Origin of the sequence: Intestinimonas sp. MSJ-38, from assembly GCF_018917925.1 — a bacterium.
GTDB lineage: Bacteria > Bacillota > Clostridia > Oscillospirales > Butyricicoccaceae > Pseudobutyricicoccus.
In genome coordinates, this window is the sequence record NZ_JAHLPO010000001.1 from 64,528 (window position 1) to 78,272 (window position 13,745).

General features: G+C 53.4%; 9 protein-coding genes, 1 tRNA gene and 1 pseudogene. 7 read left to right on the forward strand and 4 right to left on the reverse strand.

Annotated features, from left to right (window positions below; translation table 11 throughout):
• Nucleotides 1-19: 19 nt before the first annotated feature.
• The 3 genes from KQI26_RS00330 to KQI26_RS00340 all read left to right on the forward strand — a co-directional run bounded on the left by KQI26_RS00330 (nt 20) and on the right by KQI26_RS00340 (nt 3,703).
• Nucleotides 20-1,444, forward strand: a complete 1,425-nt coding sequence (locus KQI26_RS00330) for a flotillin family protein (protein WP_216502683.1) — start codon at nt 20-22, stop codon at nt 1,442-1,444.
• Between the two features lie 122 nt (nt 1,445-1,566).
• Nucleotides 1,567-1,643 (forward strand) — tRNA-Arg (locus tag KQI26_RS00335).
• A gap of 518 nt (nt 1,644-2,161) precedes the next feature.
• A complete protein-coding gene (locus tag KQI26_RS00340) occupies nt 2,162-3,703 on the forward strand; it encodes an ABC transporter substrate-binding protein (RefSeq protein ID WP_216502684.1) in 1,542 nt (513 codons plus the stop codon).
• Nucleotides 3,704-3,814: 111 nt separating this feature from the next.
• Here KQI26_RS00340 and KQI26_RS00345 read toward each other — a convergent pair whose 3' ends face one another.
• Nucleotides 3,815-5,197, reverse strand: coding sequence for a DUF4368 domain-containing protein (locus KQI26_RS00345; protein WP_371744047.1), 1,383 nt, complete (start codon nt 5,195-5,197; stop codon nt 3,815-3,817).
• Here KQI26_RS00345 and KQI26_RS00350 point away from each other — a divergent pair.
• From KQI26_RS00350 to KQI26_RS00365, 4 genes and pseudogenes are all read left to right on the forward strand, one after another.
• Nucleotides 5,170-6,222 (forward strand): annotated as a pseudogene (locus KQI26_RS00350) (relaxase/mobilization nuclease domain-containing protein); the annotation flags it as partial. The gene KQI26_RS00345 and the pseudogene KQI26_RS00350 sit on opposite strands and share 28 nt — an antisense overlap.
• Nucleotides 6,223-6,314: 92 nt before the next feature.
• Nucleotides 6,315-6,641 (forward strand): DUF6050 family protein, encoded by a 327-nt coding sequence (locus tag KQI26_RS00355; RefSeq protein WP_371744031.1) that lies wholly within the window; start codon nt 6,315-6,317, stop codon nt 6,639-6,641.
• Between the two features lie 453 nt (nt 6,642-7,094).
• The gene (locus KQI26_RS00360; RefSeq protein WP_216502686.1) at nt 7,095-7,322 is read left to right on the forward strand and encodes a hypothetical protein; all 228 of its coding nucleotides are present in this window, start codon (nt 7,095-7,097) and stop codon (nt 7,320-7,322) included.
• Between the two features lie 147 nt (nt 7,323-7,469).
• Nucleotides 7,470-8,768, forward strand: coding sequence for an ATP-binding protein (locus tag KQI26_RS00365; RefSeq protein WP_216502687.1), 1,299 nt, complete (start codon nt 7,470-7,472; stop codon nt 8,766-8,768).
• Nucleotides 8,769-9,055: 287 nt separating this feature from the next.
• Here the strand turns inward: KQI26_RS00365 and KQI26_RS00370 are convergent, their stop codons facing one another.
• From KQI26_RS00370 to mobQ, 3 genes are all read right to left on the reverse strand, one after another.
• On the reverse strand, nt 9,056-9,661 hold the full coding sequence (locus KQI26_RS00370) for a sortase (RefSeq protein ID WP_216502688.1): 606 nt from the start codon (nt 9,659-9,661) through the stop codon (nt 9,056-9,058).
• A gap of 483 nt (nt 9,662-10,144) precedes the next feature.
• Entirely contained in the window at nt 10,145-12,046 is a 1,902-nt protein-coding gene (locus KQI26_RS00375; protein ID WP_118638165.1) for an AAA family ATPase, read from the reverse strand.
• Nucleotides 12,047-12,061: 15 nt separating this feature from the next.
• On the reverse strand, nt 12,062-13,561 hold the full coding sequence (gene mobQ / locus KQI26_RS00380) for a MobQ family relaxase (RefSeq protein ID WP_371744048.1): 1,500 nt from the start codon (nt 13,559-13,561) through the stop codon (nt 12,062-12,064).
• Nucleotides 13,562-13,745 lie beyond the last annotated feature (184 nt).

Sequence of the window (13,745 nt, forward strand, 5' to 3'; positions counted from 1 at the left end):
AAGAAAAGAGGTATGAAGAATGGAAACTTTGATTCTGGTCTGCGTCATTGCACTGCTGCTTTTCTCCATGATCCTGCTGATTTTGTCCCGGTACAAAAAATGTCCCTCCGACAAAGTGATGGTCATTTACGGTAAAGTGGGCAGCAACAAGGATGGCAGCGCCCGCAGCGCCAAGTGCATCCACGGCGGCGCCGCCTTCGTCTGGCCGGTGATCCAGGCCCGGGAATTTCTGGACCTGACCCCCCTGTCCATTTCGGTGGATCTGGAAAACGCCCTGTCCCGGCAGAACATCCGCATCAATGTGCCCTCCCGGTTCACCGTGGGCATCTCCACCGAGCCCGCCGTCATGCAGAACGCCGCCGAGCGGCTGCTGGGGCTCAAGCTGGAGGAAGTCCAGGAGCTGGCCAAGGACATCATTTTCGGTCAGCTGCGTCTGGTCATCGCCACCATGGACATCGAGGAAATCAACACCGACCGGGATAAATTCCTGGAAGCGGTCTCCCGGAATGTGGAAGGCGAACTGAAAAAGATCGGCCTGCGGCTGATCAATGTGAATGTCACCGACATCAGCGACGAAAGCGGTTACATCGCCGCCCTGGGCAAGGAAGCCGCGGCCAAGGCCATCAACGACGCCAAGAAGAGCGTAGCCGAAAAAGACCGTGACGGCTCCATCGGTGAAGCCAACGCTCACCGTGACCAGCGTGTCCAGGTGGCCCAGGCCGATTCCGAGGCCATCAAAGGCGAAAACGCCGCCAAGATGGAAGTGGCCATGTCCAACGCCGCCCGGCGTGAAAAGGAAGCGGAAGCTTTGAAGATCGCCACCTCCGCCGAAAAGATCCAGGCCGCCCGTGCTCTGGAAGAGGCCTATGCCGCCGAGCAGCAGGCCGAAGTGGCCCGTGCTGCCCGTGAAAAGGCCACCCAGGAAGCCGATATCATCGTCAAGACCGAGATCGAAAAGCGGAAGCTGGAGCTGGAAGCCGAGGCCCAGGCTGAGCAGATCCGCCGGAAGGCCAAAGGCGAAGCCGACGCCATCCTGGCCAAGATGCAGGCCGAAGCCACCGGTATGCAGGCCATGCTCACCAAGCAGGCCGATGGTCTGCGGGAGATCGTGCAGGCCGCCGGCGGCGATCCCGATGCTGCTCTGCGTCTGCTGCTGGCCGACAAGATGGAAGAACTGCTGCGTGTCCAGGTGGAAGCGGTGAAGAACATCAAGATCGACAAGGTCACCGTTTGGGACAGCGGCGAAAACGGCCAGGGCAAAACGGCTACCGCCGGTTTTGTCTCCGGGCTGATGAAATCCCTGCCCCCCATGAACGAGCTGTTCGACATGGCCGGAATGAACCTGCCCTCTTTCCTGGGCAGCGACAAAAAGGAAGAAACAGAATCTGCCGTTCTTCCTGCCTCCCCCAAGAAAGAGCAGCCTGAAGTGACCGAAGAAAAATAAGAATCTCCTGTCTTTGCGCCCCGGAAACCCGGGGCGCAAATTTTTTCCGAAAAAACAAAAATTTCTCTTGCTTTTTTCAAAGGAGCATGGTATTATAATTAAGCGTTCTAAATGCGGAACATGCGCCCATAGCTCAGCTGGATAGAGTGTCTGACTACGAATCAGAAGGTCACAGGTTCGAATCCTGTTGGGCGTGCCAAAAAACAGCCTGCTCAATAGAGCGGGCTGTTTTTTTATTCTTTTTACCCCATCTTCCCCGGCCATCCGGCCGGAGCTCAGACTGTCGAAAAACCTATATAACGAAAAGGGTCGTCCGCCCTACCCCTATCAATCCGCAAAAAGCCGCGACCTGTGCGTGGCTTTTTGCACTTCTCAAGGGGCAAGTGTGCGCCAAAGGCGTGCATACAGCCCCTTGCAAAAACTCGAAAAAGTGGCCTAAGCCACTTTTTCGACACGCTCTTCCCCGGCCATCCGGCCGGGGCTTTTTTCTGCCTGTAATACCCGGATCACCACTGAATTTTTCTGGTTATTTGTTACAATAAAAAGTGCTAAAATCGATAAATTTGTACAAATCATATAGATAGTGCGGATAATTTTTGAAAAATATATTGCAAAATAAATAAACTTCGCTATACTGAAAGCAATTCAGGGAAAGCCCCTGAAAATACTTTCCCCGGATCGGGCCGGATCCGGGAACCGGAAAATGAGGTGTACGGAATGAGAAACAGAAAATGGCGTGTCCTCAGTTTGCTGCTTGTGGCAGTAATGACCCTGGGTATCCTGTTTGGATGCAGCAAGGATGGCGGAGAAAAAGGCTCCGGCGGCAAAGGCGGTAAAAAAGATACCATTATCATCGCTACTATGGCAGAACCACCGACTCTATCGCCCACAGAACAAAATGCTATCGCATCCAGTTATATGAATGCTTTAACATTTAGTCAGTTGACCCGGATGAATGAAGATATGGAGATGGAGGGAGCTTTAGCTGAATCCTTTGAAAACACCAGCGAAACGGAATGGGTCTTCCATCTGCGCAAAGGCGTCAAGTTCCACAACGGTGAAGAAATGACTGCCGACGATGTGGTAACTTCCATCACCTATGCCAAGACCTGCCCTGAAATCAATCTATACAACGCATCCGTTGAAAAAATTGAAAAAGTAGATGATTATACCATTAAAATCACCACACCAGGACCGTCCGCCATATTGCTGAGCGATCTGGCACACCACGGGAATGCGATCATGCCCAAAAAGTTGCTGGATGAGGGCCATAACTTTTCCACCGATCCCATCGGCACCGGCCCCTACAAGCATGTGGAATGGAAGCGGGGCGACAGCCTGGAATTTGAAATATTCGAAGATTACTGGGATGAAGAGCATATGCCCTCCATCAAGCACATGATCTGGAAGATCATCCCCGAAGGCTCTTCCCGGACCATCGCTTTGGAAGCCGGTGAGGTCGACTACATCGTGGATGTGGAAGCCATGGATGTGGAGCGGCTGGAAGCGGCCGACGGCATCAAGCTGGATAAGATCGCCGCCACCAACCATATGTGGATGATGGTCAACAACGAAGTTCCCGGTCTGGACAATGTGGATGTGCGCCGCGCTATGAACTGCGCCATCAACAAAGAAGATGTGGTGCAGGTGGCCCTGAACAACCTGGGCACACCTTCCTACTCCATGGCACCGGACAATATGCCGGGCGCCACCGATGAAAACACCCTGCCCTACGATCCGGAAAAAGCCAAGGAATATATGGAAGCTTCCGGTGTAGATCCCGCCGATGTGAAATTCTCCATCATCTGCTCCAACGATCAGAAGAAGAGAGCCGGTGAAGTGGTGCAGGCCAACCTGAAGGAAGTGCTGGGCATCGAGTGCGAGATCGAAAGCATGGACCTGGCCACCTACCTGTCCATCACCTCCGAAGGCAACTACACCGCAGCCATCGGCAACTATTCCTCCACGGATATGATTCAGTATCTGGTGGGTGTTTATCACACCAAATCCATCGGCGCTTCCAACAGAACCAGACTGAACAGTCCAGAAGTGGATGCTCTGATCGACAAGGCCGCTGCCACCATCAACCCGGACGAGCGTGCGGAAGTTCTGTCCGAATGCATCGCCCTGATCAACGATCTGTGTCCTCAGGTCCCGCTGTACCAGGATATGCACATGCGGGCCTATAACGAGAATCTGGGCGGCGTCATCATGTACCCCGGCGGCACACTGTATATGCACGCCATGTATTGGAAATAAGATTTTCCCATATTGATGTTGCCAAAAAGACCGGAAGCCAAAGATGTCTCCCGATAAGAAAACATCGTGGGGCAAGAGAGAAACGGTATAGCTTCGGCTATGCCGTTTTTCTCATTCTTGCCTTGATGAAGTGACTTTGGATACTTCCAGGGCTCCAATGCCCTTATAGTAGATGTCAATTTCCTGGGTGCGGTTCTTGCCCTTCGGATCGCTGGCAGCATGAACAACGATCTTCTCGACGAACTCATGCAAGATACATGGAGTCAATTCAGGAATTTCCGTATACCGTTCTACAACGGAGAGAAACCTCTCCACATTTGCGCTTTTGCGTTCCTCTGCCTCGATTTCACCACGGAGGGCAACTGCTAACTCTTGAAGCTGATGCTGCTCTTTCTCGTAATCGGTAGATAGCTTTTGAAAACGCTCGTCAGAAAGTTTTCCCAAAATGGTATCTTCATAGAGCCGCTTGAAAATGTTATCCAGTTCTGCGATCCGCTTTTCAGCGTCATCCAATGTTTTCTTCCGCTTTACCAAACCTCGGTTATGTTGGCGCATATCCGCATCCATGACCATCTTCACAAAATCGTCTTTGCGCTGTGATGCAAAGGAAACGATCTCACGCAGATTTTGCAGCACCAATTCCTCCAGGATAACAGTTCGGATGGAATGTGTCTGCCCACATATATCACGGCTTTTCTGATAGCCAGAACACAGGTAGTATTCCTGATCGCGCCGGAAATTGGTTGCCCTGCATTGATACATGATGGAGCCGCAGTCGGCACAGAACATCATGCCGGAGAACATCCCCATTTCTCCCATCTTTGTTGGGCGGCGCCGCGTCTGCCTTGCGAGCCTTACTGCATCGGCAATCGTAGAGGAATCCCAGGCATGAGGAGAACCTTTCTTTGAGACATTGGTTGTCCTTCCCTTACTTTCGTAGCAAGCAGCCGGAGTAAGGATTTTCCTTTCCGTCAGCTTTCTTGCGATTTGTGAGGGACCAAAACCGTCCATGACATAAAGACCGATTTCATAAACTACCTGGGCCGCTTCTTCATCCTTTACCCATTGCTTTTTATCATCGGGCGATTTTATGTATCCATACGGGGGCAAGACAGTCAAATGTTCTCCCGCATTGCCTTTCACTTTCATAACGGCACGGATTTTTTTGCTGGTGTCTTTGGCGTACCATTCATTGATGATATTGCGGAAGGGTGTAAACTCGTTGTCACCCTGGGCACTGTCTACACCATCATTCACCGCAATAAAGTGAATATCATGTTCGGGGAACATGATCTCTGTATACATACCGACTTGCAGATAATCACGTCCAAAACGCGACATATCCTTGATGATAACACGCTTGACAAAACCCGCCTCAATATCTGCTATCATCTGCTGAAAGCCTGGGCGGTTGAAGGTCGTACCTGAGATGCCGTCATCAACATAGAATTTGAAATTGTTATATCCATGCTCACGGGCATACTTTCCCAGGATTTTTTCTGGTTTACAATGCGGTCAGCTTCACCAATCACAAGCATTACCATTCCAACAAGCGCAGCTATCACGAGATACGCCGGGCCAGCGACCGGCTGTGCAAAGAACACGGCTTGTCCGTCATCGTCCCTGGCCGGGATAAGGGCAAGAGCTACATTGAGCATCAGGCCGCACAGAACGGCACCAGCTGCAAGGCAAAGCTGAAAGCCGCCATCGACCGGCTGATCCCCGTGTCCTCCAGCCTGGAAGATTTGCTTGCCCGGTTGCAGCGGGAAGGATACGAAATCAAGCGGGGAAAGTATATCTCCGCCAGGGCGCCGGACCAGGAAAGGTTCACCCGGCTCAAAACCCTGGGTGCCGATTACACGGAAGAAGCCGTTGTCTCCCGCATTGCCGGAGGCCCCCACCCCTCCAGACAGCCCCGGCAACGCAACGGGGGGGTCAGCCTGCTCATTGACATTCAGAACAATATCAAGGCCCAGCAGAGCGCCGGATACCAGCGGTGGGTAACTATTGAGAATCTGAAACATGCGGCCACCACCATGAACTTTCTTACCGAACACGGCATCGGCAGCTATGAGGAATTGGTGGAACGGTGCGACGCCGTTACCGCCGCCTCCATCCGCACAAGGGAAGGCCTGCGGGATGTGGAACAGCGGATCGCCGACCTTTCCCTCCTGGGAAAGCAGATCGACACCTACCGCAAGCTGAAACCCATCTATGACCGCTACAAGGCATCAAAGGACAAGGAAAAATTCCTGCGCGGCTTTGAGAGCGAGATCATCTTATTCGAGGCAGCAGCCAGGGAAATCAAAAAGGCCGGGCTCACCAAACTCCCTTCCATCGAGAAACTGAAAGCAGAGCTAGATGGACTCGCCGCCCGCAAGACCGCCCTGCAAACGGAACTTCGGAAGATACGGCGGGAGGAAAAGGAGTATGACACCCTCCGCCAGAATGTGGACGCCCTGCTGGAAAGGCCGAAGGAACAGGAACAGCAGCGGCAGCGGAGCAACGACTTGGAGTAACGGGGATTGGGCGCTTTTTACAGTCTTTGCAAAACCCCTGGGCGCATGGTTATCCGGCTGATATAATGGAACCAGGAATGGAGGTGCTGACTGTGACGAAATCCGAAGTAATCAAAGAGTTTTTCAAGAAGAGCGTGCTGCCCGTGGCGGCGGCGGCTTTGCTGTACTGCATTTTCGAATCCGCCTGCACAAAAGATGGAGTCACCGACTATGTATGGCTGTTCATCCTTTGCGGCCCGCCTTTTGGCATCCCACGGATGTTTGCCTGGATCGTGCCGGGCGGCTCTTTGGGAACCGCCCTTCCGTTGTTTCTGCTGAACTTTATTATTGGCGGAGTGATCGGCGGTTTCGTCCAGGTCTGGCGACTGCTGGTGGCTGCCTGGTATATTCCCTGGAGCATATATCGGATAATCGTGTGAAATAAAACATGAATTTGTGATATACTTGAAAACGATACCGATAAAGTGAGATGTAATTATGCGTACAAAAATGTATTCCTGCCCAAATGGTTGTTCATTACCACCACGAAAAAAGGGAATAAAAGAATTAGAAAACCACGCATATGAATTTAGACATCAAGATTTTTCATTTTGTCCGATATGTGGAAGCCTAATGCCTTATTCCCTCAATAAAATCAAAAATTTCTTTGAGGTGTATAATATTCACCCATCTCTTAAATGTGCACTAAATTTGGTATATAAATCTGAGTTCGAAGCTGCTGCACGCGAAGCATTTGTAATTTTGGAAACTGAACTCCGAAAAAATCCGGATTAGACTCACATGGGTTTGATTTAGCGACAAAAGCACTCAAGTTTGAGGTGGACAATAAGGGCGGCGTAGTTACAAAGCCGCCTTTGATTGCAATAAATGACTTGAAGACAGAATCGGATCGCAACGAAAACGGTGCGGAGGTCAAGGAGGCCCTGCCTGCCGATGTGCCCACGCTGATCCGCGAGGTCCGGCGTGTGGGTTGCAGCATCGACCAGCTTTTGGTGATTGCCCGCGCAAAGAATTGGATGATCGCGAAGGATCTGGAAAAAGCGCTGGAACGCAGTCGGGCGGTGGAGAAGCTGATCGTGGACACCTACACCTCCCGCTGATTAGGCCCATATACGCGAAACATGTCGAAGATGTAGTGGCATCACAAAAGTTCGTTGTAAAAAATGTAATACAACAACGAAAGTTCATTGTATATTTTGTGATACGGTGGTATATTATACTTGTAGTATGAGATAGGGGGTGCATGTATGTACCGAATCGCGATCGAGAAGTTATTGAAATGGAAAGAAAGCAAGCGGCGGAAGCCCTTGATCATCGAGGGCGCACGGCAGGTCGGGAAAACCTGGCTGATGAAGGAATTTGGAAGGCTCTATTATACCGACACCGTATATATCAACTTTGATTCCAATTCCAGAATGGCAGAGCTGTTTGCCTCCGATCTGGATACCGAGCGCTTGATCATGGGCTTGGAATTATATTCCGGTCAGAAAATCGATCCCGATCATACGCTTTTGATTTTTGATGAGGTGCAGGAGGTGCCGAGAGCGCTCAGTTCTCTCAAATACTTTTACGAAAACGCTCCCGAATATCACATTGTATGCGCGGGTTCTCTGCTGGGTATTGCCCTGCATGAAGGCACCTCTTTTCCAGTGGGCAAAGTGGACTTCCTGAAGCTGTACCCGCTCTCGTTCAAGGAATTTTTGATGGCCACCGGAAAGGAGCGTTTCGCGGAGCTGCTCAACAAGCAGGATCATCAAATGATCGCGAGCTTTAAGCAGACCTACATCGACGCGCTCAAGCAGTACTATTTCGTAGGCGGTATGCCGGAGACCGTACAGAGCTTTGCGGAGAACAAGGATTTTAATGAGGCCCGTGAGATACAAAAGAGGATCCTTGCCGCTTATGAGCAGGACTTTTCCAAGCACGCGCCAAATGAGATCGTTCCCAAGATCCGCATGCTTTGGAACAGCATCCCCTCTCAGCTGGCAAGAGAAAACAAAAAGTTCATCTATGGCCTTGTTCGGGAAGGTGCGCGGGCCAAGGAGTATGAAACGGCTATTCTATGGCTTTCCGATTGCGGACTCGTTCATAAGATCAGTCGAGTCAATGCCGCCGGAATTCCCCTGAAAGCATACGAGGACTTAAAGGCGTTCAAGTTGTTTCTTGTTGATGTGGGGCTGCTTGGGTGCATGGCGGGGCTCCGCCAGCGCACCCTGCTGGATGGAAACGACCTCTTTGTTGAATTCAAGGGTGCTCTTACGGAGCAGTATGTCTGCCAGCAGCTGAAAACCATTGAGGATTTGGGGGTCTACTACTATACCAACGATAGAGGCTCCTGCGAAATTGACTTCATCGTGGATACGGGCGAACAAATTATTCCGGTAGAAGTGAAGGCGGAAACCAACCTCCGGGCAAAGAGCCTGAAAACCTATCAGGAGAAGTTCGCGCCCGAAATAGCTGTCCGCGCTTCGATGGCGGATTTCAAAAAGGAAGACCGGCTTGTGAATTTGCCGCTGTACGCAGTAGAGCAGATTGTTGATCTATGATCTGTAATCACAATCGCGAGAAACGCAAGGGTGACATGCCCCGCCGGAAACGCCGAAGAAGAATGAAGTGTGGCGGTGTGGTACTATGACAGAGGGCAATCGTGAGGCCACGAACCACTACAATATTGTGCGGCGGCAGGGAAATCCCTGCCGCCATTTTTCTTTATGATCCACTTATCACCTTGTCAAAATAGAAGAAGTCTTTTGCGATCATTTCTGAGCCAAAACATTTATGGAAGCAGGGTGTAATTGCAGCACAGGAATCCAGCTCGTGTGTGAACCGCATTTTATTTCGGTTCGATTCGTTCACACCGCACTGCCACCCGCTCCCGACCTCCCACAGTGCAGGTAAACAGGGTCAAGTCCCACTCGCCGGAGGTCATTTCCTCCATCGCGTCCCCCGGAAGCTGTTCCACCAGCGTCACCGAATAAGAGAAACAAAGCCCCTCGGTATCCGTAAAGATCACACTGTCCCCAGCTTGCATACTTCTCAGACTGCCAAAGTGCCTGCGGTAGTTGTGACCCGCTATCACCATGCTATCCAGATAGGCGGAGCCTGTGTAGCGGCAAGGGGCTGTTTTCAGCAGCGTGTCGCTCCACTCGCTCAAAACCGGCAGTTTCAACCCAAGGCCGGGTATCTCCAGTGTGCCGATATAGAGGTTTCCGTCTGCCTCCACGGTGGGCATGGGCCGCGCGGGATCCGGCGGGGAGACCTCGGTTTCTTCTGGCGGCGCGGTCTGCGCCGGTTCTGCGGCAACGGCCTGTTCCACGCTGTTTCTCGCGGTTTCCGCCGCCTGTGCGGCCCGGTCTCCCTCTCGGACATTCCACAGGGTCAGGAGGGCCGCTGCCAGCAGCATCAGCAGCCCTCCCATGGTCAATGCTTTACTTTTCATGTTTTCCGATGTACCGCTTTCGTGTGGCGAGCCCACCGGTCAGCATCAGGACGCCGACAACGGTCAGCAGCCAGACGGGCCACCAGAGCTGCCCCGTCTGCGGCAGTTTTGCCGCCTCCGTTTTGCTGTTCTCCAGATCTGCCGGCGGATCCCGGTGGTCTGTCCGGTTAGAGGTATCGGTGTTCAGATCGCCGGGCTGTGCCGGAACACCGGGCTGTTGTGCCGGGACATTAGGCTGTGCCGGGGCCTCTGGCTGAATGGGCGGCTCCTGCGAGGGAGGAGCAACCGGGGCATCGGGGTTCGGCTTGTTTGGCTTGGGAGCCGGCGTCCCGCCGCCGGAGCCGCCGCCAATTCCGCCGATCCCGCCAAAACCACCGCCGATCCCGCCATGAAGCGTTTTGTCAAGTGCTTTTTTGAGTTATTGACGCAAATTCTTGTGAAAGTGCGAAAGTGCAAAGTGCAAAGGGTCTGCGTTTTGCACTTTCAGCTTGCGGGTTCGGGTGGCTGCTTCTTCTTGATGAAGTTATACCATTGTCCGCCGACACGCCTTGCGCCTAAAATGCCGCCCATGTTGCGCTTGGCGTTCTGTACCGTCCTCTCGGATATTCCGGCTTCGGCTGCGGCCTTTACAATGTCCTCGCTGGCAAGCTCTTTCCCGTCTGCAAGCAGGTCAAGTATCAGCTTCTCGGCTTGCTCGGTCTTGGTGGCGGTGTTCCCGCCCGCGCCGGATAGCAGCTCGTCGGCGGTTATGTCGTATTCGCCTATCCATGAAAAGCCTGTTTCCGGGTCAAGGCAAAAGGCAACGGGCTTGCCCTCCGGCGCAAGGGAAGATTTGTCATGGACGATAACACGCACATTCGGCTCCCGCTTCACGCGCCCGATCAGCAGGACGCTCCTTGCTGCGGCGCGGAAGTCAATAGAACCTAAGCCCCGGTATGCGCTCTGCCCTCCGGCAGCTTTGTTCAAGTGTCCGATAAGGATAACGGCGCACCCGGTACGCTCGGCAACATCGGCAAGGCGGCGGAACATGGGGCGCACTTCGTTTGCCCTGTTCATATCGGTCTTTTCGCCCATGTACGCCTGTATGGGGTCAAGGATAATCAACCGCGCCCCGTTCTGCGTGATTGCCTTTTCTATGCGCTCGTCGGAGAGGGTAAGCTCCCGCTTGGCTTCATCAATCACAAGCACGCGGTCAAGGTCGGCCTCGGCTTCTATCAAGCGGGGCTTGACAGTATCGCCCAGCCCGTCCTCGGCGGTCTGGTAAATCACTTGGAATGGCGGCAAGGGCTTCATTCCCGGCAGCGTTCCCCCGGTGGTGCAGGCGGCGGCAAGGCGTAGGGCAAAGGTGGTCTTGCCCTCGCCGGGGTTGCCTTGCACAATGGTTACTTTCCCAAAGGGGATATACGGCTCCCATAGCCATTCAACGGTCTGTGTGTCAACCTCGCTCATGCGGATAATCTCGACGGTTTCTTCCTGCGGCGGCTCTTTCAATCCGTAAACCGCTTCCCGGATATACTTCCCGTCTGTGATTTCTGCCCGGTGCTGCAATACCTCGTTCCAGTCCTTGTAAAGCGGCACAAGGCGGTGGACGGTCAAGCCCTCCGGCATGAGCTTCACAAGGCGGCTGCAAGCGTCGTTTCCGGCTTCATCGCTGTCAAGGCAGAGGTAAACGGTCTTGATGTTCGGACGGTCAGAGAGAAAGCGGAGCAGGGCTTTTTCTCCCACGCCGCCCAATGACAGGTAGCTTTGCTTCTGCCATTCCTTTTTGAACAGGCAGAGGAAAGAGATCAGGTCAATGGGTGCTTCAAAGACAAACAATCTTTCGCCCTCGCCCCGGTAACAGAAGTTAAAGGCTTTGTCGCTGCCTTTCACATCAAGCCGGAAGTTTCCCGCCGTTCCTTTGCTGTGGGCGTAGCGCGGTATTCCGTCCTCGTCCCGCCCCACAAATACGGCGTTGTGGTGGGCTGCGTCCTCGTAAATATCGCCGCGGGCAAAGAAAAAGCCCGTCACATCTTCATCAATGCGGCGGGCTGTTGTGAGGTAGTTCCTCGCTGTTCGGTTGTCGCTGTTTGGGGGCGGTAGCCGGAAGTCGGATAGGGACGCGGGGCAAGGTCTGTCCGGCGGCGGTGCGGCTCCCTTTTCTCCTGTGAGAAGTTCTACGGCTTCGGTGAAGCTCTTGCCGAAAAACTCCATAACAAAATCAACGGGGCCGCCGCCCTTGCTCTGGCTGTGCCTGTACCACTTGTTTCCCCGGACGGTCAAGCTGTCGTGCCGTTTCCAGCGGTATTCATTCCCGGCGCGGGTAAGCTGCTCGCCCTGTGATTGCAGGAAAGAAACAAGGTCGGCTTGGTTCGCCCGGTCTATCTGTTCTTGGGTGTAATACAAAAAGCTCAACTCCTTTCATCGTTCTAAGTCGTGCCGCTTGGCGCGGGTCTGCTCCGGCTGGTCGGCTTTCAGCGCAATGTCAACACACTTGCGGATATTGTGCAGCTCGGCAACCTCGGCGCGGGTTTCTTTCAGCTTGGTATATTCCGCTGTTCTCTGCCCGCTGAGAGTGGCGTACTCTTTTTCCCATTCAGAGATAGGCAAGGTCTTTGTCCCTTTCGGCAGATTTGCATGGAGATAGCGGCTCGCTGCGTTCCATAGCGTAAGCTCGGCGCGGTGGGCTTCCTCGTACTTGTCGCGCTTGCTCGTCCAGCCATTTTTCAGCTTTTTCAGCTCGTCGTGAATGGGCTTGTACTCGGTGTAGTTCTTCCCGTATTCAATCAGCTTTTGCAATTCTTTCATGCGCTTCTCGGCGGTTTTCATGCCCTCCCGGATAGCGTCGGCTTGGTCGCTGACAGAGGAAAGGGCAGCGTCCAGCTCGTCAAGGGTGGAAATGCCATGCTCGGAAAGATAGTTGACCGCCTTTGCAACGGTTTTCAGTTCGTCGGCGGTGTGCTGCCTTTGCCAACTCTGCGAATACTTCCGGCTCTTTTCTCTCTGAACGCTTAAATACTTCATCAGCAGATTTGCAAGGCCGGGGGATTGCGGGGGCTGCTCCGGGGCGGTTTCCCGCGCCTTGAACAGTTCGCCAATCCATTCTTTGAGCTTTCCAATCTGCGCCCGGATTTCCCGGATAAGGCGGTTTGCTTTTTGGATATTCCGGTTCAGCTCGCCTTTCTCGGTGGCTACGCCTTTCTTCTCCATTTGACAAGCTGCTACGCCCATGTGGACGGTGGGCAGCTCGTCAATGCCGCGCTCGGCGTTGCTGCGGTGGTCGATACGCTCCGGGCTTCCGGCGCGTTCAAGGTAGACGTTTGAAATATCCGCCCACGCCTTGCGCCACAAAAGCGCGTTGCCCTTGTCGTTCCAGCCTGTGAGGTCAACTTTGTGTGTCTTGTATCTGCCGCTTGGTAAGCGTATGCGCTCGCCGTTCTCGTCAAGGTCATATTCCTTTTTGGACTTCGCCGCCCACGCGCCGCGCTCGTCAAGGGGGCGCATGGTAAGCATGATATGACAATGGGGGTTGCCGCTGTCGGTGTCGTGAATGGCAAAATCAACGCACATTCCTCTGGAAACAAATTGAGAGGAACAGTATTCCCGGACAAGCCGGATCTGTTCCTCTCTGGATAACTCTATGGGAAGCGCCGCGTCAATCTCTCTGGCAAGCTGGGCGTTCCCGGCTTTCTCGTAAAGCTCCACGCTGTTCCACAAGGTTGAACGGTCAGAGAAAGAGGGCGGGGCATTGGGCGGCAGTAGGATTTCCGTATGGACAACACCGCCTTTGCGGGTGTAGTCGTGGGTCATTCCGTCCCACTCATTTGTCAACTTTTCGCCGCTTCGGTAGGCGGCTGCGGCAACGGCTGATTTGCCCTTGCCCCGGCTGACAATGCTGATATTACAATGGTAGATGGCTATGGGTATCACCTCCCGGATAGGATAATAAAACCCGCAAAAATGGTACAGACGCCAACGGCGGGTGTACTGTTTTTGTGGGTGTGCAGGGATAGCCGCGTAAGCGGCGCAAGGGGTGCAGCCCCTTGTTGCGGCAAAGCCGCCAATGTCGGTCAGAGAGGGAAGCAAGCGGCTTTCTCTCTGTGCC

What these genes read in the sequence shown, in the direction of transcription:
- KQI26_RS00365 (WP_216502687.1), top strand. Translation starts at nt 7,470, where the DNA reads ATGTACCGAATCGCGATCGAGAAGTTATTGAAATGGAAAGAAAGCAAG.
- KQI26_RS00340 (WP_216502684.1), top strand. Translation starts at nt 2,162, where the DNA reads ATGAGAAACAGAAAATGGCGTGTCCTCAGTTTGCTGCTTGTGGCAGTA.
- KQI26_RS00330 (WP_216502683.1), top strand. Translation starts at nt 20, where the DNA reads ATGGAAACTTTGATTCTGGTCTGCGTCATTGCACTGCTGCTTTTCTCC.
- KQI26_RS00370 (WP_216502688.1), bottom strand. Translation starts at nt 9,661, where the DNA reads ATGAAAAGTAAAGCATTGACCATGGGAGGGCTGCTGATGCTGCTGGCA.